Origin of the sequence: Vibrio coralliilyticus ATCC BAA-450 (assembly GCF_000176135.1) — a bacterium.
Classification (GTDB): Bacteria; Pseudomonadota; Gammaproteobacteria; order Enterobacterales; family Vibrionaceae; genus Vibrio; species Vibrio coralliilyticus.
Map to the genome: position 1 here is coordinate 146,252 of NZ_ACZN01000014.1, position 25,995 is coordinate 172,246.

Genomic DNA, 25,995 nt, shown 5'->3' on the forward strand with positions numbered 1-25,995 from the left:
GCTGTCCATCCAGTGAGAGGGGACGGTCATTCGTCGAGGATGGCCAACTCCTTCGCTAAGAGATCAAACACGCGGCGAACCCGTCTGTTCGTTTTGAGTTCCTCATGACAGACGAGCCACAGTGGGAGCTGCATGGTTGGAAACAAACCGTCCGGCGCTCGCATCAGTTGTGGCTCTTGTGCTGCAATGTCCTCTGGCAGATACATGACACCCAAATGTTGTTTGCACAGCGCGAGTTGCGCAGGCTGAAAGTCGGTAGAAAGCTTGAAGTTTTTCTCGTTCAACGACCAGCCTTGATGGGAAAATTGCGTCATAATGGGCCCGTTGTGGCCAAAGCCGATGATTTGCAGTTCGGGGACATCCTCAATGGATTGGGCCTCGAGAAACGGTGTCAGGTACGCTCTGGTGCCGTACAAAGACACCCGTTCTTCGCCGAGCTTCTTTGCGATGAGACTTGGCTGAGTGGGTTGCACGCTGCGGAGCGCGATATCGGCATCCCTGCGTTTGAGATCACTGACCTGGTTTGTGACGACCAGGTCAATGGACAGTTTGGGCTCGACTCGTCTCAACTTAGCCAGGATCGGAGGCAACCGATACATCGCATCAAGCTGACAGACGGATAGGGCCACCACGCCGTTCAGATCTTCTGATTGACCACTGGCCACCATCGAAAACTTGTGCGCCACATCGCCCATTTCGCGCGCGATATGAAGCAATTCTATACCACTGCGCGTGAGAGTTAATTTCTGCGCTGAGCGCTCAAAAAGTGCCACACCAAGCTCTTGCTCTAGGGCGGAAACCTGGCGGCTTAGGGTCGGTTGGGTCACATTCAAAGAGTGTGCGGCCGCCGACAAGCTGCCAAGCTCAGCTGTCGCCAAAAAGGCGCGGGTTCGGTTCCAATCGAACGAAATGGCTGTCCAGTTCATACAAATTTGTATGCCTTTATGCATTTTTCAGTAATTACTATTAACTATATGCATGGATATAGTGTCAGCACAATGGTTTTATTCGAGGCAGGTTATGGCAGTGTTGGTTTTAGGTGCGACCGGGGCAACCGGACGGCTCGTGGTTAGAGAGCTACTCTCGCGGGGTGACCGCGTTAAAGTCGTCGTGCGCGCGCTAGAGCGCGTGGACAGGGACCTGATCGCTTGTGAGTCGTTGGACATCGTGGTGTCCAACGTATTGGATTTGTCAGAGGCACAACTCATGGGCCATCTGCGCGAGTGTGAAGCGGTCATTTGCTGTTTGGGACACAATTTGACGTTGAACGGCATTTACGGCCAGCCTAGAAAACTGGTCTCAGACACGATCAAACGGATATGCCAAGCGGTGGCCCAACTCAAACCATTGCAGCCGATCAAGTTGGTGTTGATGAGTACGACGGGCTTTCAAAATCGACGAAGAGGGGAGGTCGTGTCGTGGCGACATCGCATGGTGATCCAGCTCGTCAGGCAACTCCTCCCGCCCCATGTGGACAATGAAGAGGCCGCCCGATACCTGCAAGACCAGGTGGGCGATGCTTCCCCGTATTTGGAGTGGGTCGCCGTCAGGCCTGACAGCTTAGAGGATCACCCATTCAAGACCGAGTTTTCGGTTCATCCATCGCCCACGTGTGACCCGCTGTTTGCCCCGAGGAAGAGCAGCCGTATCAATGTTGCGCACTTTATGATCGAATTGGTTGGTTCGCCTCAAACGTGGAGCCGATGGAAACAGGACATGCCCGTCTTGTACAACAATCCGTAACGCAGACGAATCACTCAAAGATAGTCAACATACTTAGCATCAGAAATATACCCGTATATTTTAAAGCCACTGTCCAGCTCATCGGCAGGCACATGGATTTTGCGTAACACGGTTTTGACGGACTGGTGCTGAGAGGGGGGGGGCTGTCGTGATTTCTACCCATTCAATGGTGTGAAAACCGGAGGCCCTAAAATGGTAAAACCAGTCTCTGTCCCAGTCGGAAACATAACCACTGTCTACTTCACGCGTTCACCATCGTGGACGAGGATGCAGGGTACACATCGCTGCCCATAGCTCATTCCATTTTGTCGTATTCATGACACCGTGCATCTTCGGGCTCCTGCTCGATAACGGACTGCTAAGTGGTGAGCAACGCCAGCCATAAGACTTGAGCATCCCTCTGTCACAAGCCCAACATAATAGGGCTGAATGTCCTTTTCAGCCGATGGTTAGGCCAAAGGGCGGCCACTATTTTCTTGAGGGTTCGTGCCCTTCATACCTTGGCAGCGTTGTGTCGAGCTCTTCCCAGTTGCCTTTTGAGGTGATGAAGTTGTGTGAAATGGGCCTTTCGGTGATGTCACTGTCGATAGCGCCGAGACGGATCCTCACTTTGTCCGGGGTGGCCGAATTTGAGCTGTAGATTGGCGCACCGCATGTCGAACAAAAGTACTTCCGTTTTCCAACACTGCTCTCGTAATAGGTCAGCGTGCCTTTTTCATCAGTCAGTTGGAGTTCCGACGTATTCACATACCCATTAGTGGCAAAGGCGCTACCACTTGCTTTTCGGCATCGAGAGCAGTGGCAATAGATGGGGGCGGTAATTCCACCGTGTAGCTCGAATTGGATTGAGCCACATAAACAACTTCCTTTGTACATTTTGGTTCCATAATGTCTAAATCTAGATGTGGCTACAGCCGCATGCAGTTGAGAGCAACCATTGTGCCTTAAACACGGACGCCGATTCAAACGCTCAATGCCCCACCAAATACACGGAAGAGAGAAATGGCGAGAATCCCCCAACCTTTGTTCCCTATCCAGGTCAGTAAACCTAAAGATCGAGAATACTCACTAGGTGATGGCAACGGACTCCGGCTTCGAGTAAAACCAAATGGAACTAAGTCATGGATATTCAATTACATACACCCAACAACAAAGAAGAGAAAGACATTGGGCTAGGCGTTTTTCCTGATATGACATTAGCGTCAGCCCGCGAAAAAACCGTAATTTTCGTTAGTCTCCCACGAATGGGAGATGCTCCATCCCTACTAAGATTGAAATGTGTTCATTAATTTAAAGTGTTCATTTTATTTGAACGCTATGAAAAAACGAACAAAACGTTCCTTTTTAAGGAGTTGACAGACATTGGCCCGATAGAGTGCACTCACGGGCCATTGAACAAAGTGCGACCACACGTGCTGAAACACGGCATGCTGATTGGGAAAGGAGGCGAGCGTTAAGGCTTCGTCGAAACTGCACCACTTGTAGTCCGTATCCTCCTTATTGAGCACCACCACATTCGAACTCGACCCATGTCATGAAGACAACTTGTTAACCCCCCTCCGAGTGATTGACGCACTCAGCTATCTGGCGGAACATTCAGGCGATGCTCTTCTGCCCCAAGATTACAGCCGATAAAACCCATGCAATGCGTGCTTTGTGCCTACGCATTTTAACAACGCTAAGAAAGCGCTCGGTAGACAACGGATTGTACGTCAGCAGACTGGACTGGTCGCTGGTGAATCAGATTGGCCGTGGCGGCGGTGATTTCCCCTGATCCCTACCATACAAAAAGGGGCGTAATCCTACTCATTGCTCCCCTTTAGGTGCTCAGGTAAGTATTCGGTGTAGTACAGAGGCATCACAATATGTTTGGTCTCAGTAGCTGGCGAGCCTTGAGTCCCCGTAAGCTTAATCGTTTTGTGAGGGCGGCACTTCTCGATATACGATTGCAATGATTTGGCTCGTGTGCGTTTGCCACTTTTCACTTCAACGGGAATGACGCGGCCGAGATCATCAGTAACGATGAACTCGATTTCTGCGCGGGCATCCCCCCAAGAAAAGCTAGGCTCAATGCCGAGTGCTGCGATTTCTTGTTGAACATAATTTTCCGCGACATAGCCTTTATACTCATAACCTTGTTGCTTGATTTCACGATAACCAGTGCCCAGCATATGGTTAAGTAGCCCGACATCAAACAGGAAGAGTTTGACCGTGTTTTCCTTCTGATAGGCCGCCATTGGAGTTCTTGGTTGCCCTTCTATTGGGTGATTTTTTAAAGCGAGTCTGCATTTATGAAGCCAGGCGATGGCGCTTTCATATTCAGCATAACGCGATTTGCGTTCATGGACCCCTTTGAATTTAAAACGCTTCACGGAGTCGTCATAGACTGATGAAAGTTGGGCTGGAATGCTTCGAAAAACGGACTCAATTAACTGTGCATCGACTTTTCCAGAGTATTTTCCAAAGTCACGCATGTAACCTTCGATTAAGTTTTTATGTACCTCCGAGACCGCTTCAAGACGCTCAATGACGCTAAGTTCAGAATGTTCGAACCAGGAGCGAACGGCTTCAGGCATACCGCCCACGAAGTAGTAATCGGTAAGAAGATCGAACAGTTTGGTGTGTGCGGCTGGTGAGTTCAGTTGTCTTTCAAAAGCGTTCTGCAGTGCATTTTCACCTGATGCCCAGACAAATTCTTTAAAGGTCAAAGGCCTTAAGTTGTGCTGTTCGACCTTGCCCACAGGAAAAGACGTGAGTAAGCCGATGTTGGAGCCACTCGCTGCAACATAAGCTTCAGGGGCTTTTTCGGCAAAGTACTTAAGCGCCGTCACTGCTCTTGGACACTCTCCGATCTCATCAAGGATGAGCAGATCGGTGGAAGGATTGAAGACGTTTCCTGTAAGCAGTTCAATATTGGTGATAATGTCATTCGGAGATAGCGATCCAGAGAAAGCGTCCATGAACTCTGGGCTTTCCAAGAAGTCAATTCTTAGCACGTTTTCAAACGTTTTTCCGAGCAGTTCTTGCAATAAGAACGTTTTCCCTGTTTGTCTAGCGCCATCAATCAATAAAGGCTTTCTAATCTTCTTGCTCTTCCAAGCGAGCAGGTGATCAAGCAGCGTACGTTTCATCCAATCACTCTTTTGGCAATGTATCGTCAGTGTTGCATTACACTATAATGCGCAATAAAAAACAACTTATTACATTTTTACGCGCATTAAAGTGTGATTTTGTTTCTTTTTATGCGCATAAAAAGGAAAGTGACTCACTAAAAAGGTGCGATTCATCAGGTGAAAGGCTCATCACCATCAATGTGAAAGTATCGTGTTCAAGCTAAAACGGTCTCTGATCTACTCTACAGATTTGGACGCAGCATTCACAATCTCAAGGGATGTGATATGACTAACAATTGGTTCTCGTCAACTCATGACAGTGCTCTTAAAGTGGAATTTCGACAACCGTACATTTGAACCAATGTGATGAACTCCAAACTGTAGAGGCACCCCTGATGCCGATTCAGCGCGGGGAGCGATGTTTCTGCCGAGTACGTGAAACCAAAGGCTAAGGGCCGTCATACTTATTGATTTTCCGCGTACATCTGTTTGTAGGATTTTGTCTGCAAGGCTGACTCTGTCAGTCCAAACTGGCAGGCGAGCGCTTCAAGCTGTGACTTATAAGTCACTAACATCGATTCCTCGTCTGTCATGATGGCAAACTCGGCAAAATCCCCAATGCCGTCTAACGTGTCGACCGTGATGTGAAACTGACCGACGAAATAAATGCTGCGAGTTTTGGTCGCCTTTAAGACTATTTCGTACCCTATGGTTTCAAGCATACTTCTTGCCTTGGTGGCATCGGTGATATTGGTGGCCTCGCATCGGTCTGCTTCTGGGCCTTTCACGATCCAAAGTTGGATGCCCGAGGGCTGCATGGTCCGAATACAGACACTTTTGTTCTGCTGGGACAAGGCTTGGTCTGGGGTATCAAAATACCAATCGGATTCCAGATTGTCCTCTACCATAACCTCATGGGGTATGTTTTCCAGGATGCCCAGGAAAGCTGCCTTCGACGCTAGGCGATACTTAAGCTCGACCTCGTATTGACCTTGAAAATGCTCATTGTTCATGTGGTGGTCCCCAAGCAAAATGAGAATGTTACCACAGGAGAGAAACAGGCGTTCAGGCAAAACAACGCATTAAGGTGTGGGTTAGGTTATCACGTCACCTCCATCTCTGCGTTGTAACGACGACACCCAAGGTGGAATGCAGAGTGCCCGTCGTTGGGTATCGACCTGACACGCCTCGTGCCGGGAATAGGGGTTAACGGTTGTACTTCACCTTGTTTAGTACTTCCTTGAGTTCATGAGTTTGCTCAAGATCCACCTCATAGATATTGGCCAACGCGCAAACATAATACAGGACATCATATAACTCTTCGGCAATGGAGCCCTTAAGATCCTCTAAACTGGGTTGACCCCGTTTTCCATGGCGAATCGATTCTGACAATTCCCCCATTTCTTCGACTAATTTGAGGAAGTAATGGTCTGGTAATTCCGGAGCATGGTCGAACATTTTGATATGACTTTGTAACTCAGATAACTTCATAATTTCCTATTTACGTTTTCCATTAGCTGCGTCTAACGCCACGTTAAGATGCAAGAGAGGTGACGTCAATTCTAACAATGAATTGCAACAGACCAAACGTGTTACCGCTTGGCATGTACATTTCAGCGAAGGCGGACCTTGCCAATTTCATTGATACGGCTGTACCGGTATTTGGGATAATACACCCAGAAGATATGCCTATTGTCGGAATCTTCGGCAACGAGTAACTCGATTTCACCATGCTTACCCGCGATCCTGACTTTGCGCTTAGACAAGGGCCGTGTTCTATTGGTGGTGACATACCTTTTGTGGGTGAGCGCATCCAGTAATTGAGTGTCGTCAATATCGGCATCGGACTCAATAACAAAACTGGATGGATGAAGCTCTTCGGCCAGTATCGTTCTGATTTGGTCCGTCTGGGAGAAAAACAGTATCCCGCTTAAAAATGCCACCCCAGTCAGTCCGAATAAGGCGGGATTGCTTTTACCCCAGCACCCGATCCCCAGCGCCGATAGCACGCTAAGAACAAAAACCGCTGCGGTCACCAAAAACCAAATATCTACGTAGTTATCCATCTGTTCTCTTTGCATCACGTCAAATTAAGGTGTGCCTATGGCTGACGCTGTATCTAAACCGTTGGGCTACCCACACGAGGCAGGCTAAGCAAAGGGCGCCCAACGCTGTGGAGCACACGGCCATGTCTTGTGGGGTGCTGGGTATTATCGCGGCTTATACTGGGTAGGACAATAACCTCTCATGACGTCTGAACGTCGCAATTTCTTGTGCTTGGTTTTACGACCCGACACACGCGCACGCCACAATTTAAAACTGCTCGGCTTGAGCCGTCCACGCATTAACAGAATCACTTTGGATTCATTCAAACCAAATTGCGATTCGATGGCCTCAAAGGGCGTGCGATCTTCCCAGGCCATTTCTATGATTCTGGACTCTATCTCCGGGCTCAGTTCCATGTCAAATCCCATCTCGCTGAAAAGCATTCTTCTACGAGGGAATCGGCGGATCGGTTCAAAGACCACGTATCCCTGGTGCCCGTTAAGCGTAACCATGAATGGAAAAGGCTAAGTGTAGGGCGTCAGTTTTGCCTGTTCGCCTAGTAAGATTGTCCACACCTGTGGACGCATGGGGAGAGTTTGTCTACAATTGTAGACGGAGTTGCTAATTGGCAGCTCGTTTTTGAGTTCAATTTTCAATACAAACTATGGGAGACAATGGATCGCGAAGTACCACCCTAATAAAGACATTAATGATGTCATTGTTGATGCTGTCAAAAATGGTTGGGATTGGGTACCAAAAGGAACGCGTCATTGTAAAGGCGTGTTGCGTTGCACTAAAACGGCAGCCAACCACCGGAATTGTTTATGCGAAGTTCGCATTGATTCGACACCGAAAAACCCAACAGGAAAAGCTAAACAGTACGCTCGTGCTATTGTGAAGCTAAGCTGCTAAGAGTAGATACCGAAAGCCGCATAAATTTGCGGCTACCTTTTCAGCTTATCCCGTTGCAAACTAGCAGGAGTAACAATATGAAATATTACGAGTTTACCCTCATAGCAAAGGGTATAGAAGAATACCAAGATCCCATTGTAGAGATTGGAGACGACTTGATTGATGCCGGTGTTGATGATTGTATCGTTGTCATGAGGAACAATGCAGTGCTTTTAGATTTTGATAGAGAGTCCATCAGTTATATGGAAGCTACTCTTTCAGCCATAAAGCAAATCGAAAAAATCACAAAATTGGTGGTTATTAGTATAGATGCAGGCCAGTATATAGGGCTATCAGATGCTGCAGAATTGTCTGATATGACTCGTTCTGCTCTATCAAAATACAGTACGGGTCGAAGAGGAGATGGTACTTTCCCCTGTCCTTATTTAAGAGTATCGGGCAAGACTCCGCTATATGATTGGGCTGAAGTCTCAGAGTGGTTAAGTTCTAAAAGGATTATTGAAAACGAATTAGCGCAGAATGCAAGAATTACATCTAAAATAAACACATCGCTAAAAATAAGAAACCGTAATGAACTGGAAGAGATAAAATCCATTACAAATCAATTATTGGCTAGTTAGCCGATTTACTTATAATAACAACCATAGGTTATTAAATTTGAACTCGCCGCCATGTCAATGGCGGTTTTTTTTTGCTTCACACGGTGTAAAGGTGTGTGCAACCCACCCATCATGCCTGAACTTGGGCGTCGCAGACACGAAACCCAAACTGGCACTGGCCTTACTCAATTGAAGGCTTGATTGGTAGTGTTCTACAGCATGGTACGATTACAATACGTCGCTTGTTCAAAGTCACTGATGTTCATCGCGATGTTGGGAACCTTCGGAAACAAGGTGACCAGTGTGGACACGACTTGCTGAGAGAGCCTCGCCTTCTCCTCCGTCGTTCTCCCTTGCATGATAGACGCAAACACATGAATAAACGCTTCTCGCTTATTACCCACTGAGTATTGTTGGAAAGGGTTGATTCTGATCTTGATGTCATTGGCATCAAACAACCCAGTCGCGTGCGTCACCAAAAACATCTGTTCGAGAATATACGCTTCATCGTGAACAGCTAAAATACTGTCTGAACAATCGAGAACAAAATGGGGCATCACTCCTCCTTACTAGGGTGGTATGGCTCATCTTCTCTGAGCCGCGTTAGGCAAGCCGCCGCCGGCCACCTTGATATGCTCAACGCCTGATCATCATGCCACGTGTTGTGGGTCTGTGTCGCCCAGTTCTGCAATGATGTCGTCGGGGGTGACGATCTTGTCCAACAAATGCGTAATATCAGGGTCTGAAATCGGCTCTAGCGCGTAGACTGGCTTTCCCAGCCCAAGTGCATAGCCTATGTCCATAGCAACACTTTTGCCAAGGTAACCGTTGAAATTTAGAATGTAGGTGACGTCAGCTTCACGGATGCGCTGCAAGCAACCGTCGATACCATTGTGTGGCGAAGGCTCTGACATCGTTGTTTGAATACCTGCGTCGAGTAGCGTGTCGCGTACCGCCTGCATTTGTTCCAGGCTCTTGAAGCTCCCGGCCACATAAACGGATTTTCTCATCATATTCCTCTCAATGTATCGAGTGTGATTGCAAATACTGACACCCGGTTAACGGGTAAGTACGGGCATGTCGACGCCGCCGAAGCCCAGTTCAATGGTCAACCTTCGGACAACAAAAAAAGCCACCCGCTTGCATCGTTTGTTGTCGATCAACGCCAAGAGAGCACCTGTATTGTCTGCCACCTAGCCTTATAGCCAGCGGTCATTTTGTCGTAGTTCGCTTCGGTCATAGCTTGCTTGTTCGGCTTAATCAACATAGCAAAGGCGTCTTCCAATCCGTAGGGCGAAAAGAAGCGAGGGTGGCCTGACTTATCAAGAGTAAAGCCAATCGCGAAAGCGGATAGCCAAGATTCGATACCTTGCTCGACACACTCATATGGCTCGATGGCGCAACCAAACTTCTTCGCATAACGCTCATGTATGATGGCTTGGTTTTTGACATCAATGTCGATGTTATGCGTTAACCGCGAACGAATACGACGTTTAAACGCCGCTTCAGAGGTGAGCGCAGAGCGATCAAAGTAGACAACATCAACGTCTTTCACTTGAGCGAGAAGCGGCTCATTGATGAGGCTATTCCAGATGACTTGAGTAATGGCACCGCCCGCGATATAGAAATGTGGTAACCCGACGTCACGACACGCTTCGGCGGTTTCCATTAACTCAGGAACTTGCTGGATCAGATGCCGGAGCTTTTGTTTAAGCATCTTGACTTACTAAACATTGTGGAGCGGTGTTCAACACCTTGATTTGGTATCGAGCGACGTCAAAACCATACATTTCTTGTCTATCGACAAACTCAAAACCAAATTGCTCATAAAAATGGCGCAGACGCACTCGGCCACCATGACAATCACACCGTAACCATTCGCAGTTCCATTGCTCCGCGAGTGACAAGATTTCAGATAACGCCAACGAGCCCAACCCTTGGGCGCTAGAAGCATCGATAAGCGCGAGTTTGTGAAAAAATAAACTGTTTGAATCGATGGGCAGCTCTTTCCAGAAGTCATCGGCGCCAAGGGAGAGAAATACACACCCCACATACTCGCCCCCATGTTTGAGAAAGTACAAGCTGTCTAACGAGTATGCGGCTTTTAAGGCGGTGATCTGCACTTGTTCGTGCGTCCACAGGGGGACTTGACGGGCATTACAGCGCTCGACAACTTCGAGTAACATATTCGAAGCTAATTCCCAATGTGCCTCATCTGAAGCTTTGCATAATTCCATTTATTCTCCATTCAGAAGGCGAACGACCGATTAAGGGGTGAGCAAGGGCAAGCCTTTCACCATAAACACCATACACCGAGGATCGGCGTTAAGCGCCGTGTGCGGTGAACTCTTTATTAAACGCCACATAGGTACCTTGGAAAGTGGCCACGACCTCATCTCCACAAAGAATATCACTGCTGACGCTAATGCGTCCGCGGCCACGTCGAGCAAAAGCACGATGAAACGTCGACCAGTCCGTGCTGTCTTTATAAAAGCTGGTGGCCGTAAATGGGCCATGTGCTGGCTTCAAATAGGTCATGGCACTTTCCTGAATAACGATTTCATTGTGAACACCATTTAAGCGCATGTAAACCAATGACCAACCGGCTAAGATGGCGATGACAGAAAGGCTTCCGCCAAAGGCCGTATTCTTATGGTTGATATTAGGCTCAAGAGGCGCCGACAGTTCTATCTTTTGTTGGCTGCAACTCGTAACCCCCATCTTTAATGCCTTGGAAGCGGGGATTTGTGCATGCAAATAGGATTCGAGTTCGTGTTCTTTCAAGTTGTGATCTCCAGTGACATTCACTTACCACCCCATTAAGGGACGAACAGCACACTGCCGAAACTCCTGTATACCACTTTAAAGGCAAAACGTAAAAGGGGAGGGCTATCGATGATCTCAAAAATGCATGGCAATCAGGCATTTCAAGAAGTTCATGTTCTGAAAGCTTCCGCACCTCAGGGAAAAACCGGGGGCGCGCGTTGCTGACCGAGACGACGATAGACATTGTCGAGATATCGGCACGTTGGGAGTGCCGCATTGGCACCCCCAACATCCCGCACCTACCGAGTTTCCTTTTTCTTAAAGGTCCGCTCACTTCTTATTATTAGAAAGCTTGGCTTGAAAAACGAGAGTATTGCAATGCATCAGCCACTTCTTCCGCTTTCGAGGGAGAGCTCATCAAATTTAATAATTTGAGAGCCGCTTGGTAGCTCACTAGACTGCCGTTCGACGTCAGTACCTTATCATCAATGACGTAGTTTTTGTCGCGCAGCACGTTAACTTTTGGGTAGTCACTTTGGAAATCACGCTCGCCCCCTGCCCATGTTGTGGCTTGTTTTCCATCCAATACGCCGGCTTCGGCTAACAGATAGGCACCAGAGCAATTGCTTGCCATCCATTCAGCCTGTTTTGCTGTGGAGGCGACGTATTCAATCAAGCTTCGATTGTTGATCAGGGGGTCCATGTCATAGCTTGATGTCAGTATCAGGACATCTAATGGGGGCGCTTCCCCGATCCAGGTATCTACACCGATTTTTAATCCTTCTTCGGTGGTGACGGTGTGCGTGTTCGTCACAGAAATCGTCACGACGTCATAATCACTAAACCAAGTTAATCGACTGGCGACGCCAAACACCTCGAGGGGAGCGGTCACATCGGAGGTAAGCACACCATCGTAAACCAGAATACCAATGGTCTTATCGGCAGCGGAGACGGTCGGCGTCAGAGTAACAAGCCCGAGAATAAGTGTTGATAGAGCAATAGTGCGGCGCTTCAGTTGACCATTAAACATTGTTTCACCTCGTAATTAGACTGAAAGAGTTCGCTCTATCTTATCGAACCTGATTCATGATTGAAGTGCTTTGCTGGCTCGTCTATAGTGAACTAAATTCATGAATAATGAGGGCGTAGGAATGGATAAGATACGTACTTTACGCTTTTTTGTTGCGACGTTAGAGCGAGGAAGCTTTGCGGCCGCCGCGAAAAAGTATGGCACTGATCCATCCACGGTGAGTAAGGCGCTGCATCGGTTAGAGTCAGAGCTAGGGATCCAGCTATTTCAACGCTCCACACGCCAGCTCAATCTAACCTCAGCAGGTCATCAATACGCTCGGACGGCGCGATTGGTGCTCGATGAACTCAGTGCCTGTGAAGAAGCATTGCAACAATCTAATCGCCTTCCATCAGGGACATTGAAGGTGAACCTACCGGTGTCTTATGGGCGAAGGTACATCCAGCCCTTACTCGCAAATTTTCGTCAGTTGTACCCTAACATCGCCCTAGAGATTCAGTTTGATGACGCTTACCTAGATATGATCGAGCATGGCATTGATGTCTCGATTCGTTCAGGGTCAGTCCAAGACTCACAACTGATCGCGCGTCAACTGAGCCCTATCGACTATTTGATTTGTGCAAGTCACGACTACCTCAATCAACACGGAGCCCCAAGGGGACCACATGAATTTCATCACCATTCTTGGATACGCTTTCGCTTTAAACAAACAGGAAGATTGTTAGGACTGAAACTGGCCCCGAGCGACGAAGCAAAACTACCTGACATAGCCCAAAACATGGTGGTCAATGACGGGGAATCAATGGCAGAGCTTTGTGCTCAGGGCCTTGGCTTAACCCAAATTCCGCATTTCATTGCTCGTGACTGGATAAAAGCGGGGGAGATAACGCCCCTGTTTCCAAGCTTTCGTCCGCGAGATGAAGGTGTCTATATACTCTATCACCGCCGTGAACATGTGCCCCTCAGGGTTAAGCTGTTTGTCGATTTTGTCATCGAATCTATACAAGCTCAAGGCGAAAGCCCTCGTCGCACTTGGGTCAGCAATCTCGACGCGTTCGCCGCCCCCCAAATGTAATACATAGCAAAAATGCCAAGCGTTAAGGATCCTCCTGAAATGACGAGGTTAGGCGAGGTTCCTCCCTGACTCATACAGGTACTGTCATCCGACCTAGCCTAATACCTCCCGTTAATCTGAGGTCAACAACCCATGTCTTCGATCGCATTACAGCGTGATGTTGGTGTGTGGATTGCGTCTTAACGCCGCTTGATCATTCCACTTTTCCATGGCTTCAAGAAATTGCGGTGTCACCTTTCCGGGTTTAAAGATGCCCAATTTGAGCGGCGAGATAACCCCTCGGACAATTTTGTATCCCCAGGTCAGTGAGCCAAGGTGGCGCATGGATATTTTGCCTTCTTGTTCACGAATTTCGATCGCGGCCGTTTCAAATTCGTGGCTGATGGTGCCGTGAGCCGGCACATAACGACAAGGCATGTCGTTTAAACTTGCCAAGGCTTCGCCATAAGCGATCTCACACGCATTCGTGGAAAGTGAGGCCATCAATGTGGAGGTGTCATCAGCCAGATCTAGGGCGCCATAGATAGGGTTTTCTGCTGTACAGCGTCGGTCAAGATAATAGCCCATGGCCGTGTCTTGCGTCATACGGTTGAGTTGGCGTTCACCAGAGGACATGAAGGTGACTTTATTGTCTTCTATTCGGATAGGACGACTGGTTTGTACCAAAGCAATGCGGACCTGATCTTCATCGACAATACTGTCGCGCTTGGGCGTAAAATTAATGGTCACTCTCAGTGAGCCTCGTTTGATGTTTCGAGGATTGATCTGTGGGGTGATGTCACCTTCTTCTGTGAGTTGGTCGATGGTTGCTTTTGATAGCACCGTAGCGCTCACGTCTTCCCCTTCGTCGGCCTGACGACAATCTTCAATATTGGCCTCGTATTCCGTGACCTCAAAGGTGCCACTACCGACATCGAAACGGGTGGGGTCTCCGGCGAGCTGAGGTTCAGTTTGCAGCCGCAGCCGCCGGATCTCCGTTAATACCTGCGACAAGCCAGGGTTTGCGGATTTCTTACTAAAGGGTTTGTTGCTGATCAGATATTCATCCGCGGCGAGCTTCTTTATTTTGGTTGCAGTGATGGCCTGATCGCGGAACCAAACGAGGTTTCTATTCATCGATGTATTCTCCATGACGCAGCGACGTTAAGGGGGGCTCAATACCACAAACAATGAGCTGTATATGGGAACTAGCGTAAGGGGTAACACGCGCAGAGGCTCGGTGAAAGCCATGGAAAATGTGGGGCATCTTAGGGAAGGCATGCGCCGCCACAAAAAGTCGCGCTGGCAAGGGCACGCAGACCCATCACATCAATATGGCCGGCCCAGAGTGCACGTAGGACGCTGCCAAGGGCCCAGGCCGCCCAGTGTGTGAAGCCGAGCTCTTTCAAACGAAGGGTTATTGCAGGGGTGGTGTTTATATAAATATGAGTGCATATACCACTTAAAGAAATTCTTACTCTCAATGATATGTTGCTAATGAATGTTGTTGAATATGATGCCCGCCATCCAATCGACATGGGTCTGTTGGCAAGCGAACAAACAACATAATGAGGCTTAAGAATTTAACATGAAAACATCACTGATAGCGGTCGCCGTCACATCCATCGTGACATCGTCAGCGTATGCACTCCAAACGGAGCAGGACTTTCTAAACCAGGTGGATCCTCAACTGGTGTCTGAACGTAAAGCGGATGGCAGCTACAACTTCGATCGAAAAGACATCTATACCATGGTTCATGATGACGGGACCGTCGAGTACCCGCTGTTAAACAGCGGCAAACTGCTTCGTACGAGGGATCGCGCCGCGCCGGACTCCTCGCGATTTGCAGCGTACTCGGGCTCTGAAAGTACCGCTCAATCTGACCGCATCGTTCAAGAGCTGGCCATGCATCTGGATCACGATCCGACCCCGTTGGATATCTCACAAAAGGGCGCGCCGGCAAACAGCGAATACCATCCGTTGATGGACCAAATGGTGAACGTCGATGGGAAAGAATATTTCAGAACCTCCGATACTGACGAGCTCTTGTTCAATCAAGGTAGCACACCTTACCTCTTTACGTCCGGAGAGCCGAATTCGGCACGATTGCCACATCGCTTCTCCGGGGCGCTGTCGACGACCGCGGTGGTGGATGTGAACGCCGATGGTGTCGAAGAGCCGCTCTCTGTGTCTCAGGTGGGGTCATCACGATACATCGAGCATGGCGCTTCTTTGGACAGCTTCGGTGGGTTTGCCAATCCGAGCCGCACTTGGAATAAGAACAACTCGTTTGTGCAGGCCATCGGAGGGGATTTCAATGGAGACAATATCAAAGATGAGGTCATCGTCGCCTACAATGGCGCCATCGACCTCTACCGATATGACGCGTCTACCCACACGTGGACATGGGTCAATCAACACAATCCGTGGTCACCCGATGGCAGTGAGTACAATTTGAGATCGTGGAATCTATCGATGGATGCAAAAGACATCGATGGGGTGCCTGGTCTTGAAATCGTAGCCATGTACAGTGCTCAAGAATCCTACAATAACACCAATGAAAATGTGCGAGGGCGTTATGAGCTGTATCGATACGACAATGACCACGTCGAGATGATCATCGGCAGCAATGAACTGTACGTCTATGACCCTTATTTTAACCCCACGGCGGAGCACAATCGTCATATTATTCCCACCGACGTCAAGCTGGCGCAGCTGCGGCCTGGTGGCGCTTACGAAATTGCCGTGACCGGGCACTATTCGTACGCAAGTCGCTGGGAGTCCATGGTACTGGAGTCCGCGGTCATCGACTTAGTGAACCCAAATGGGGCCACGCTCTCTCATTACACGCGCAATTATTGGGACTCGCCAATTTATGCGATGGATTACAGGCCCCAAATGACGGTGTGGAAGGCCTCCGAATCAGGCGAATGGGTGGTGGTCGACGGCCAGGTCTTTCAAAGAGAAGTGAATGACGAGGGGGTGCCGGTGCACACCACCAAAACAAGCCTCACGGATAGACCCCAAAATGCGGTCCTAAAAGCGGAAGCGGCGAACTTTCAGCATGAAAACGCAAAAGAAAACGACGCTCCCGAGCTCTATTATGTTTGGGTTGATAAACACAGTGGGCGCATTTTAGGCGACCGCTACCGCGCGTTGGCGTTCAATGACGACGCGCAGTTCGTTTCGTCATCACACCCCATTTTTGACGACGAGTTGGTGGCGGGTGAGGCCTATCCGTATCTGGATTTGCAAGCGGTGAATTATCATTCGGATGAAGATCTTGCGGTGTATGAAGGACATGAACTGCGTTACTCAGAGCCCACGGTATACGCCATGTTAGCCTCGGTGCCGTACTATACCGAGCAGACCAATCCGAGCTCGGCGTCAGGCACCACGTTAGAGCTAGGGAAGAGCTCGGGAACGTCAGAGGAAATCGGCTCGGTGCAGGGATGGGGCAGTGACTTTGGATTCAATGTCTCGGCGGCAGGCGGATTCATCGGACAGGCAACCGTTGAAAGCAGTGTCACCACAAGCATTGGCCAGGAAAATGCGCAATCGTATTTGAAAGAAAGCGCCAAGGAGATTGGTATTGGTTTTAATGGCTCATTGGGCGAGGAAATTGTCATTATTTCGGTTGCCGCCGCGGATCACTATTTCTATTCCGTGGTGAAAACGACCGAGATGGATAAGCCAATCTCTGGCGATGCGGATTTCGTCATTGATGTGCCAAGACCGTCGCGTTTTGCATCGGTCACCCTGGATTACTTGAAAAGCCAGGACCTCACCAACCAATACATTAATAGTGCGCTATTGGAGTCGGCCTTGGGCTACACCCGTGGCGAGCCGGGCAGCTATATGAATAAACACGATGCGCTGCAAACCATACAGGAAATGCAAGAGACGGGCGATGTGATCACCTATCAAGGGGAAGGAACGTACTTGGCAGAAGTGCACCAAGGACAAGGAACGGCGACCAATTTCATGAGCATTAACTACTCGGATGGCTCAGCCAATGTCCAAGGCTTCACCCAGACGGTCGGCAACTCAGTCGAGACTGGCTTTGGAAGTAAGGTGGGTGTGCCTTTGTTTGCTGAAGCCGAGTTTGGCACCTCAATGTCTTACGGCGGGTGGGGCGCACTCTCAAGCAGTCAGACGGTGTCTGCGGGAGAGAGCTCAACGATTGTCGGCAATGTGCCTCAACTTAATACTGCAGATATCGAAAGTGGCTTGCGTCCGTTTACATGGGGAATATTGGGTTACACACTTGACCTCAGTGAGGAGGGAAGCGAGTTGGAAAACAAAGCACTCCTAGTGACTTATTGGGTCGAGTAGTCAGTATGTTTCGATAGTGTAGGCCTAGTATCAATAAGAAGCAGTGGTGCGTCGCGATGTGGTCGTCAATCGTTACACTGATGATCGCTTCAACGCCACCATGGCTAACTGTCCAGATGGACACATGCAACCAGCGTGTTCTCACGTTTGTGAAGCCTTGAACGAACTTGGCTTAACAAGCGAAATGGGAGGCGTTCACAGCAGACCCGTCGCAGGCTCCCAGAGATATCAGGCGATGGCATTTGGGACACAAGGAGTTTACATGAGGCCATATGGCTCTAGCGAGCTGCTCCGTTCATCTCACCAAAGAAGGAGCAGCCTTCTGAGTACATGGGTTTCTCGTGGCTTAGTGTTAGGTAGCCAAAAGCCTTATGACTACTATAAAGTTTGGTGCGGCACTGTAGTGAAACCCTTACGATACTGGCTTGGAGTTAATCCAGTTTTGTTCTTAAATCGAGCTCTGAAGTTCGACGGTGTCCCGAAGCCTGTTTTGTACGCAATCTGGTCGACATTTAAGTCAGAATTTTCGAGTAAGGCTTGAGCTGCATCGATTCGAGCATTTAATAACCACTGGTTTGGGCTTTCACCTGTTTCTGCAAGAAACTTTCGAGACAACGTTCTTTCACTTACGGTGGCTTTTTGGGCTAGGTCCTTAAGTGTTAAAGGACGATGAAGGTGCTCTTTAATCCATGTTAGAAGTTTGTATAGGTTGTTTTCGCTTAGTCTTTCCCCAACCGTTTCAATAAATTGTTTGCTATGCCCGCTTCTTTCTAGGACATACATGGCATCCTTAGAGGCTCTGCGACCAACTGCTGAACCGTGGTCTCGCTTTACGATGTGAATAAACAGATCGACGGCAGTGATAAATCCCGCAGAGGTGAGCACTTGCCCGTTATCTGCGAAGAGTGCATCGGGAGCAACGTTTATGTTTGGGTACATGTCTTGCAGCAATTGAGAGAATGACCAGTGCGTTGTGGCTTGCATGCCATTTAATAGCCCAGTTGCTGCAAGAACAAAGCTGCCTGTACATGTACTGACAATGCGGATGCCTCTTCGGTGGCAATCTAAAATGGTGTCTAGTAAATGTTGATCTATGGGCTCGGTAACATTGTCTAAACCTGGGAGAACTATGGTGTCACAATACTTAAGGTCCTCGATAGGTGAATCAATACTCATCATTACGCCATTGTTCGCGATTTGCGAACGAGTGCTGCATACCTGTACTTCATACAAACATTGGTTTTCGAAATCACTTGCGCGAGAAAAAAATTCAGTCGCGATGAAGACATCTCCAAAGATGACGTTTTCATATAGTGCAACACCAACTTTATGTTTTCTTGGCAAAATAGTGGTGCTATTTGTCGAATTACACACTAGTTATTACTCCATTTTGAATATATAAAAACCATTATTGTTAGAATTATCTTTATGGAATATTGGCTGGGTATTACCTTGTTGTCAAATTTATGGGGTGTTATTTAATATGGTTGGTTTTAATGATTTTTATAAGTCAAAAGGTTATGGATTTAATACTATGCTTTGTCATAAATTATATAAAGCTATAAAGAATAATCATATATTCATTGTATTTCAGCCGATAATCAACAGTGCCGCTATGACTATCGACGCTTTTGAAGTCCTGTCTAGATGGAATGATGACGTCTTAGGTGAGGTATCCCCTGAACGCTATATACCTATACTGGAAAAAATGGGTTGGATATTAGATTTTTCTGAAGAGCAATTTAAACAACTTTGCGTCTCTATTGGTCGTATAGACGCTGTATGTACGCAGTCATTTCAGTTTAACGTTAATCTATCGGTCGTTCAATTAAGGTCGAGGGAGCACTTAAACAGGTTGCTTAGCACGCTTGATCACTATCATATTAGAAGAAATAGAATAGTATTCGAAATCACCGAATCCCATCGACTTGAAGAAGACTCTATTGTCATGGCGAATGCGGACTGGCTGCGACAAAGAAATGTTGGCATTGCATTGGATGACCTAGGAGCCGGAAAAAGCTCCTTAATCAACGTGGTCGGATTGCCGTTGAATCAGGTGAAGATTGATAAAATGGTCATACAATTGGCACCCGACAATACTTTTTATTGTGAAGTAATTGAAGCGTTAGTCCGATTCGGCAACAAAATAGGATTTGAGGTGGTCGCTGAAGGGGTTGAAGACTTGTTGATAGTGAATTTGATGAAAAGTTTGAATGTTCATCAGATGCAAGGGTACTATTTCTCCAAGCCGAATACCGAAAACTACTGGTGTGAAAAACTTTCGGGATGCTCAATTTCCGTTCCATAATAGACTTATAAATACGACTGTCGAATCGATTTTATTACTTTAATTTATATTAATGTTATTTAAGAATTAAATTGGCAATACCCCATAGTAATAATTTTATATATCAATAACGTTAATGACATTATTTGAAATTAACGATTTTAGTGTTTCAGAAACAATTTAAAACTAGAATTTTAGCGAAAATTTACCAGTTAAAAGATTATTAATTTCGGTGTTTTATTTTTTCTAAAAAACCCAGTTCTTTCATAATAGCCCAATTGGAACTTGGGGTTTCGTGGATTTGTTTCTCTAGAAAATTGATCATTTTACTCTGCAAGCCGTGGTCAGGATATTGGTGTTTTATCTCTCTCGATGTTTTGGGATTGACGTGTTTAATCCAAAGCCGAGTTAAATCAAGCTTTGAGGCCATCTGCAGTAAGGTAACCTCGGAGACTTTTCGATGGGTCACTCCGAATGAATTTTGTTGCGCTATCATCTCATGAATGCGATCTGCTTTATAATGAGCTAGCTTCATTGATATCGCAAATTGTCGAGCCGTTTTTGCTCCTACGAGTTCAAAGGAATCATTCGATTCATTCCCAAGTTCCAAGCCTATGTAATGTAGGATAGTTCCTACGAAAAACACTTCTTTGTTCACTGGATTTTTCACTAAATGCTCTAGCGCTAACCCATATGCATAGGTTCTTAAGCTGTGATTGAGTATGAAATCTGGGTAGTTTTCTCGCGCCATCGTTAAAGCCTTCTTACATGCCAACGTGTCAGGGACTCGATACGATGAAGGAGGGACATAAGGTGGGGTTTGTCGCTTTAACCAGTTAAGGCTCGACTTTAGGGCGATGTCTACTCGGGTTTTAGCCATGCCATACATTATCCCTATTTTACTTGAACTAAGGCTGGCCTCTGTGAGCTTCATTTCTTCCTCGTGTGGTCAGTATTTTTCTTTAGGCTAGCAGCAAGCGATCTTTATATATACAAACTATCTTGCCAGATATAACCACATATAGGTCACTCGTTAATTTTGGTTATTCTGTTGCGAAATTTGTCCTAATTGTGCCTGTTCTCTAATTTGTGGAATACCCATAATGCGTCCTTATTTCATGATTCGGAGAGTTCGCATGCGTCATTGCATCTTGGTTTGCTCTGTGTTTCTCGCTGCGTGCAATGTCAATCCAAGTTCACATCCTATGAGTAATATCCGTTATCAAGGAGAAGATGAAGCGCATAGTATGGTATTTCGAGAAGACCTAGTAGAAATCAAGTCGGGAAACCACACCAAACATTGTGACTACACGATAGTGGAGCAGGATTTAGCGTGGGTCATAAACGTGGAGCTTCTAAGCACTACACTAGGGAACACGAATTTAAGGTTTGTCGTGCATAAAGGCACTGATTGGATGACTTGTTCGGAGTGTGCGAAGCATCAGTTACCGCCATTTTGGTATGTGGAGTCCCCCCTCGAATACAAGGCAGTTTACAAGGGTAAATCTAATATTCTTTTTTAAAATTTCTATATACCTAAGCGAAAGCAGAACCTGCCTAACGAGCGTTTAATGGACAGATAACGCATTTATATTGCCAACTGTATTGAACATGATTGAGTTGATTCTGAGACCGGATAGATTAGGGCTTATATCGAACTGGAGACTTTTGGAGAAAATCATGGGTTCGACCTGTAGAGTGTGTATGGCTGAGAATAAAGTTTTAGATCCCAATTATCAGGCTTGTCCCGATTGCATTCGGGAGTGTTTAGATTTGTTTGACCGAGTTAGCCCTTGGTCATACTACCATCTAGTGGTGAGCATAGCGAAGAAACGAACATTTAATGTGTTATCCAATCTTGGAGAGCTGACGCATTCCAATCGAACGCATGTATCGAGACTGACCCAAGAACTTGATGTGCTTACCCACGCTATTTTTCTGAATCCGGACATGTCCGCAAGAGAAGAAAAAACGCAGTTGCTGAGAGACATAACCGAGTTTAAGGAGGCAGTCAGTCACGTGGCTTTAGGTAATCCGATTGAGCAGATATACGCGTTCAAGCACTGATCCTAACTTTACGATTTACACCAAAGTTAAAATTGATAGCTCATTTTGTATCGTGAGATGTGTAGACGAGACACTGTTAATGACGGTGACTGAGGGAGGTAACCTTTTGAAAGGTCTCACATCGGAGAATGTAAATTTGGGGTTTAGTCCGCTATTGCTTTGGCAGGAAATTACGTTTCTTTACCGAGCGATAAAAATGAGTCAAAACGTTTATTTAGAGAGGAATTATTATGCCTAAAATTAGTGCTCCATCAGTATCGCTACTGGACCTTTACACCGGAGAAGAACGGTTGCCGTTGTATAAGACAAATGTAGTTGTCTCTGGGGGGCAAGCCAATCATGGACGAGCGTCAGGACATGCTGTTTCTGATGATGGAGAGCTAGACCTTCCGTTGCGGCTTCCAGCCGCTTTGGGAGGCCCCGGGGAGGCAACTAACCCAGAGCAGCTCTTCGCAGCAGGATTTGCTGCCTGTTTTCATGGCGCCCTTAGTTTGGTCGCGGCTAAACAAAAGATTCGTCTCGACAAAGACTTGTCAATAACGTCTGAGGTGACGTTTGGGCGAGATCCCTCCGATGGGCAGTTCTATCTCTCTGCAGAACTAAAGGTACATATCCCCAATATGGATAAAGAGAAAGCCCTTGAACTTATTCGTCAAACGGAACTAGTTTGTCCATACGCAAAGATGGCTAGACAAGGGTTAGAATACTCAACAACTCTCGAATAGGATTCATGGGGCATTGTGCGATGGCCGAGCACGATTTGAAACGAGGAACTGGATTTTAGTTTGGCTATGACCCTCTTGTTGCTAAAACGGTTAGACTCGCTAGAGCTAGGCTTCAAGAAATACTGAAAAAGAAGGGATTATGATTAAAAGAGAGCATGTTACGCAACGGATGAGCCAATCGGTTGTTCACGGTGGTTTGGTATATCTTAGCGGTCAAATCGCTAAAGATACATCCCAAGACATCACACTCCAGACTCAAACCACGTTGGAAAATGTAGCCGAACTACTAACCAGTGTTGGCTCTAATAAAGAGCAAATTTTGTCTGCTAATATCTATCTAAAAACGATGGAGGATTTTGCTGCTATGAATGCTGTCTGGGATCAATGGGTGTCCAACGGACACGCGCCCGCTCGGACTTGCGTACAAGCGCATCTTGCGACAGACGCTTTACTGGTTGAAATTACAGTCATAGCGTCAGTTACACTGTAAAAAGTCGGTGACGACAGAGTTAAATAGACCTTGGCTTTCAATAGCTCAAGTTAGTTTTCAGCGAACTATATCGATAGATAGGTTCGCTCATCTGTTCGTTAAAATACTGTACTTATCAGCAAAAAGACCGGCTCTTTGTGGGCTCTAAATACTACCTGACCACGCGGTGCTTCGCGCCTCTTTTAGCCTCCTCATGCTTGCTTGACGTGAGATCAGTGCCCACAAAATTGAAGAGCGATAACAAGTCGCTCGCGCGCTCTTGATGAACCACCAAAATTTGATTCCTTGCTGACTGAGCCTAGCGATAATTTTATGCTTCAAACGGAGTTGAATTGCCTTCCTATGAGCTCAACTGCTGTGATGCTTGCACATGAAGATGGCACAGCGTGGGTGACAAAATGTCTCTAACAATGTCAGACCTACACCATGGAATGGGTACTCATTTTGAAATCCTGATGTTATAAAGCGCGTGCTAAGTGTTCTCGAGAACGTAATTAAGACAGAGAGTGACATAATGACAATCCATTTGGTAGACACTGTGCAAACAAGGGGCGAACCAGATATCCAAGTAATCGCTAAGTCCTTGAAAATACGCTTAGATTAGCTGATAAATAGGCAATAGTGCTGAGCTTGACATTATTCGTCCAACGGTAGGGGTAATATAGCTTGGCGCCTTATTTTTTAGGTCTAGCAGGAATTGACTGCGATTGAGGATACTCATCGTCAAACCATGCTCGATCAAGCGGTGAGCAAAGCTTCGATGTCATGTACTACTATCGGCGAGGTGGTGATTACCAGTAATGATATCCCCTTCGTTATTCAGGGCCATACTGGTAGATTTTATCCAATGATATTCGCCCCATCGATCTCGTATACGATAGCAGAGCGTCAACGTTTCTGACGGACCAAGAGGGTGTGAATGCAAGGCGCGTGTCACAGTATCGACATCATTGGCGTGAATTAACTCAAGCCAATGTTCGAGTCGTATAGGGAAGAAATACAGGGAAAAGCGCTGATAAAACCGATGATTATGAAGTTGTAGCCCATTGAGATGAGAATACGTCCAAAACCCCACCTGGCTAGGGACTCTGTTTTCAGGGTGCTCACACTTGGCTTTCATCTGTGTCGTCATTAAGTCCAGTGACTACTCGTCGTTGTCTAAGGGATTAAATTATGAAGTGCTGAACTAGTACACGCCATTGAACTGGGTGAGATTGGCAGGATTACTGCCTTATTTGGCAAAAAGTCCGAATGTTTTACGCGACAAATAAGGAGAGCGTGAGGGTTCGGTCATTATACCAGCGTAGCAAACAGGGTGACCTTTGAAGTAATAAGCGAAGTGAGTCTCAGTTAACCTGAGATGGTAAGCTCTGATCCCCGTCTGAGTAAGGGGAAATGGCGGCATTATAGCCATACATCAATACATTCTAGACAATATGTCAGGCGAGGCTATTCAATCACCAACGCGACATATAGACTTCCTCATCAGTAAGGTATCTGCTTTTTATCCTGCCTACGGTACCTTACTGTTATTTATTAATCGCAGTGGACTCTGCGGTATTGAAATACCAAGCTTTCGCGCCTTCTGTCGGAGGCGCTTTTTTTAAGGTCAAATCGCGAAATTGGCTCGTTTAGAATAGTGATACATGCGTTCGAGGACTCGATTATCCACGTATCGAGGTTAGTCGTTTCCCTAAAATCGTATCGGTTCTAGTATCGTTCAAGATTTCTGATGGAGAGAAGAATGATTGTTTATCGAGATGCAACCATGGAGGATCTGTCGGAATTAGAAAACCTATTATGGAAGCATGGGAACAATGACTGGAGCCATTTAACGAGAAATGGTGTTAGATCTGAATTGCTTCTTATTCAAAACTGTCGCGCAACGGCAAAGGTTGCGTTGTGGGACTCAAAGATCATCGGATTCGCTGCTGTGATTGATGGTTCGTACAGTCCTTTACACTTAGCAAAATACGGTAAGGCTTCCGAGTTTTCGCTCATCAATGGTGTGGTCGTTGATGAGAAATTTGGAGGACGAGGTATAGCTACCCACTTACTCAATCAATGTTTGGTCCATGCTGAAAATGCATCGGTAATGAACGTATTGGTCGAGATACATCAAGAGCACGCCACATACGCAGGTATACTCCGAAAGGTTGGGTTTGTAGTTATTGATGAATATGAAGATCTGGAAAGGTGGGCTACGGGATCAAGGACGACCACTATTTTACAAAGGTCATTAGCACACAATGATAAACATAGTACGCAAAAGGCTGCTTTTAAGAGGTACTAGCTAATGATCACTCCTTTCTGTAATTGAACAGTTGAATGCCGTAAATACATTTAGAACCAATCAAAGAGTCGTTAAAAATTGAGTAATGGGCAGCGTAAGTACGCTTTGAATTGAAATGATTGCGCGTTGTTAAGACAGAACATTAAGAGCGCAGCATCCTATTTAACCGAGTTCTGTTGTCGGACGATGTGCCTGAAGCAAAATCGCTCAATGCGATCCCCTTGGCGTGTTATTGCACATTGTTTCGGCAACATTACGCTTGCGAGCTCATGGATGAGCTCGCTTTTCTAATATAACGTGATGTTTAGCAATGAGTCAGTTGAGAGTGTCGGGGGACATGATCCCACTCAACGGCACACGTCTTTTATGTTGATCTAACTGACCGAAAGCACATGAAGCGAATAGTGCAAGCAATCCAATGGTGGTACGCCTAATTTTCTGTTCACCTAGCTATAATTGCCCATGTCAAATATATAGTAGTGCCCAAGTGCATTGACGTTAGGATATCTTCCGTTATTTCTCATGAAAAATATC

General features: G+C 46.8%; 27 protein-coding genes and 1 pseudogene. 10 read left to right on the top strand and 18 right to left on the bottom strand.

Translation table 11 applies throughout. The features are described from left to right. Window positions 1–26: 26 nt before the first annotated feature. On the bottom strand, window positions 27–926 hold the full coding sequence (locus VIC_RS06245; protein WP_006958539.1) for a LysR family transcriptional regulator: 900 nt from the start codon (window positions 924–926) through the stop codon (window positions 27–29). A gap of 94 nt (window positions 927–1,020) precedes the next feature. Here VIC_RS06245 and VIC_RS06250 point away from each other — a divergent pair, with 94 nt between their 5' ends. Further along, the gene (locus VIC_RS06250; RefSeq protein ID WP_006958540.1) at window positions 1,021–1,743 is read left to right on the top strand and encodes an NAD(P)-dependent oxidoreductase; all 723 of its coding nucleotides are present in this window, start codon (window positions 1,021–1,023) and stop codon (window positions 1,741–1,743) included. Window positions 1,744–1,821: 78 nt separating this feature from the next. On the opposite strand, the pseudogene VIC_RS27245 reads toward VIC_RS06250, so the two are convergent. Together VIC_RS27245 and VIC_RS26135 are read right to left on the bottom strand one after the other, a co-directional pair. Then, window positions 1,822–1,965: pseudogene (locus VIC_RS27245) on the bottom strand (hypothetical protein); the annotation flags it as partial. 246 nt (window positions 1,966–2,211) lie between these two features. Beyond that, a complete protein-coding gene (locus tag VIC_RS26135; RefSeq protein WP_080555906.1) occupies window positions 2,212–2,619 on the bottom strand; it encodes a GFA family protein in 408 nt (135 codons plus the stop codon). 126 nt (window positions 2,620–2,745) lie between these two features. Between VIC_RS26135 and VIC_RS27175 the strand changes: the two genes are divergently transcribed. Continuing rightward, the gene (locus VIC_RS27175; RefSeq protein WP_330217464.1) at window positions 2,746–2,919 is read left to right on the top strand and encodes an integrase arm-type DNA-binding domain-containing protein; all 174 of its coding nucleotides are present in this window, start codon (window positions 2,746–2,748) and stop codon (window positions 2,917–2,919) included. Window positions 2,920–3,545: 626 nt separating this feature from the next. Here the strand turns inward: VIC_RS27175 and VIC_RS06255 are convergent. The 5 genes from VIC_RS06255 to VIC_RS06275 form a co-directional block, all read right to left on the bottom strand. Beyond that, window positions 3,546–4,874, bottom strand: a complete 1,329-nt coding sequence (locus VIC_RS06255; RefSeq protein ID WP_006958543.1) for an ATP-binding protein — start codon at window positions 4,872–4,874, stop codon at window positions 3,546–3,548. Between the two features lie 446 nt (window positions 4,875–5,320). Further along, a complete protein-coding gene (gene cyaB, locus VIC_RS06260; RefSeq protein ID WP_039951377.1) occupies window positions 5,321–5,869 on the bottom strand; it encodes a class IV adenylate cyclase in 549 nt (182 codons plus the stop codon). Between the two features lie 193 nt (window positions 5,870–6,062). Further along, complete coding sequence (locus VIC_RS06265; RefSeq protein ID WP_006958545.1) at window positions 6,063–6,347, bottom strand: MazG nucleotide pyrophosphohydrolase domain-containing protein; 285 nt, start codon at window positions 6,345–6,347, stop codon at window positions 6,063–6,065. A 122-nt stretch (window positions 6,348–6,469) separates the two neighbouring features. Then, window positions 6,470–6,922 (bottom strand): hypothetical protein, encoded by a 453-nt coding sequence (locus VIC_RS06270; protein ID WP_039951379.1) that lies wholly within the window; start codon window positions 6,920–6,922, stop codon window positions 6,470–6,472. A 144-nt stretch (window positions 6,923–7,066) separates the two neighbouring features. Beyond that, window positions 7,067–7,318, bottom strand: a complete 252-nt coding sequence (locus tag VIC_RS06275) for a TIGR03643 family protein (RefSeq protein ID WP_039951516.1) — start codon at window positions 7,316–7,318, stop codon at window positions 7,067–7,069. Window positions 7,319–7,891: 573 nt separating this feature from the next. Here VIC_RS06275 and VIC_RS06285 point away from each other — a divergent pair. After that, on the top strand, window positions 7,892–8,434 hold the full coding sequence (locus tag VIC_RS06285; RefSeq protein WP_006958547.1) for a helix-turn-helix transcriptional regulator: 543 nt from the start codon (window positions 7,892–7,894) through the stop codon (window positions 8,432–8,434). A gap of 191 nt (window positions 8,435–8,625) precedes the next feature. On the opposite strand, the gene VIC_RS06290 is transcribed toward VIC_RS06285, so the two are convergent. From VIC_RS06290 to VIC_RS06315, 6 genes are all read right to left on the bottom strand, one after another. After that, entirely contained in the window at window positions 8,626–8,970 is a 345-nt protein-coding gene (locus VIC_RS06290) for a 5-carboxymethyl-2-hydroxymuconate Delta-isomerase (RefSeq protein ID WP_006958548.1), read from the bottom strand. 93 nt (window positions 8,971–9,063) lie between these two features. Next, window positions 9,064–9,423: a nucleotide pyrophosphohydrolase gene (locus VIC_RS06295; RefSeq protein ID WP_039951518.1), complete on the bottom strand. Its 360-nt coding sequence runs from the start codon at window positions 9,421–9,423 to the stop codon at window positions 9,064–9,066. 149 nt (window positions 9,424–9,572) lie between these two features. After that, window positions 9,573–10,130, bottom strand: coding sequence for a nucleotidyltransferase family protein (locus tag VIC_RS06300; protein ID WP_039951382.1), 558 nt, complete (start codon window positions 10,128–10,130; stop codon window positions 9,573–9,575). Beyond that, window positions 10,123–10,650, bottom strand: a complete 528-nt coding sequence (locus VIC_RS06305) for a GNAT family N-acetyltransferase (RefSeq protein WP_050778597.1) — start codon at window positions 10,648–10,650, stop codon at window positions 10,123–10,125. Before VIC_RS06305 ends, VIC_RS06300 begins: the two co-directional genes overlap by 8 nt. 88 nt (window positions 10,651–10,738) lie before the next feature. Beyond that, window positions 10,739–11,197, bottom strand: coding sequence for a YiiD C-terminal domain-containing protein (locus VIC_RS06310; protein WP_039951520.1), 459 nt, complete (start codon window positions 11,195–11,197; stop codon window positions 10,739–10,741). Window positions 11,198–11,522: 325 nt separating this feature from the next. Then, window positions 11,523–12,209 (bottom strand): DJ-1/PfpI family protein, encoded by a 687-nt coding sequence (locus tag VIC_RS06315; protein ID WP_006958553.1) that lies wholly within the window; start codon window positions 12,207–12,209, stop codon window positions 11,523–11,525. 121 nt (window positions 12,210–12,330) lie between these two features. On the opposite strand from VIC_RS06315, the gene VIC_RS06320 reads away from it, so the two are divergent. Next, window positions 12,331–13,284 carry a LysR family transcriptional regulator gene (locus tag VIC_RS06320; RefSeq protein WP_006958554.1) on the top strand — a complete coding sequence of 318 codons (954 nt, stop codon included), beginning with the start codon at window positions 12,331–12,333 and terminating at the stop codon, window positions 13,282–13,284. 147 nt (window positions 13,285–13,431) lie between these two features. Here VIC_RS06320 and VIC_RS06325 read toward each other — a convergent pair whose 3' ends face one another. Further along, window positions 13,432–14,400, bottom strand: coding sequence for a hypothetical protein (locus VIC_RS06325; RefSeq protein WP_006958555.1), 969 nt, complete (start codon window positions 14,398–14,400; stop codon window positions 13,432–13,434). Between the two features lie 451 nt (window positions 14,401–14,851). Here VIC_RS06325 and VIC_RS06330 point away from each other — a divergent pair, with 451 nt between their 5' ends. After that, the gene (locus VIC_RS06330) at window positions 14,852–17,599 is read left to right on the top strand and encodes a hypothetical protein (protein ID WP_006958558.1); all 2,748 of its coding nucleotides are present in this window, start codon (window positions 14,852–14,854) and stop codon (window positions 17,597–17,599) included. Between the two features lie 378 nt (window positions 17,600–17,977). On the opposite strand, the gene VIC_RS06335 is transcribed toward VIC_RS06330, so the two are convergent. Continuing rightward, complete coding sequence (locus tag VIC_RS06335; protein WP_006958560.1) at window positions 17,978–18,973, bottom strand: GlxA family transcriptional regulator; 996 nt, start codon at window positions 18,971–18,973, stop codon at window positions 17,978–17,980. Between the two features lie 37 nt (window positions 18,974–19,010). Here VIC_RS06335 and VIC_RS06340 point away from each other — a divergent pair, with 37 nt between their 5' ends. Continuing rightward, the gene (locus VIC_RS06340) at window positions 19,011–19,907 is read left to right on the top strand and encodes an EAL domain-containing protein (RefSeq protein ID WP_157622095.1); all 897 of its coding nucleotides are present in this window, start codon (window positions 19,011–19,013) and stop codon (window positions 19,905–19,907) included. Between the two features lie 202 nt (window positions 19,908–20,109). Here the strand turns inward: VIC_RS06340 and VIC_RS06345 are convergent, their stop codons facing one another. Continuing rightward, complete coding sequence (locus VIC_RS06345; protein WP_006958565.1) at window positions 20,110–20,820, bottom strand: HD domain-containing protein; 711 nt, start codon at window positions 20,818–20,820, stop codon at window positions 20,110–20,112. Window positions 20,821–21,590: 770 nt separating this feature from the next. On the opposite strand from VIC_RS06345, the gene VIC_RS06355 reads away from it, so the two are divergent. From VIC_RS06355 to VIC_RS06365, 3 genes are all read left to right on the top strand, one after another. Beyond that, a complete protein-coding gene (locus VIC_RS06355; protein WP_157622099.1) occupies window positions 21,591–21,953 on the top strand; it encodes a hypothetical protein in 363 nt (120 codons plus the stop codon). Between the two features lie 230 nt (window positions 21,954–22,183). Next, window positions 22,184–22,678 (top strand): Ohr family peroxiredoxin, encoded by a 495-nt coding sequence (locus VIC_RS06360; protein ID WP_039951390.1) that lies wholly within the window; start codon window positions 22,184–22,186, stop codon window positions 22,676–22,678. Window positions 22,679–22,817: 139 nt separating this feature from the next. Then, window positions 22,818–23,168 carry a RidA family protein gene (locus VIC_RS06365; protein WP_039951392.1) on the top strand — a complete coding sequence of 117 codons (351 nt, stop codon included), beginning with the start codon at window positions 22,818–22,820 and terminating at the stop codon, window positions 23,166–23,168. 763 nt (window positions 23,169–23,931) lie between these two features. On the opposite strand, the gene VIC_RS26150 is transcribed toward VIC_RS06365, so the two are convergent. Further along, complete coding sequence (locus VIC_RS26150; RefSeq protein WP_157622102.1) at window positions 23,932–24,288, bottom strand: PAS domain-containing protein; 357 nt, start codon at window positions 24,286–24,288, stop codon at window positions 23,932–23,934. A gap of 624 nt (window positions 24,289–24,912) precedes the next feature. Here VIC_RS26150 and VIC_RS06370 point away from each other — a divergent pair. Continuing rightward, a complete protein-coding gene (locus VIC_RS06370; protein ID WP_050778598.1) occupies window positions 24,913–25,461 on the top strand; it encodes a GNAT family N-acetyltransferase in 549 nt (182 codons plus the stop codon). Window positions 25,462–25,995: the final 534 nt, after the last annotated feature.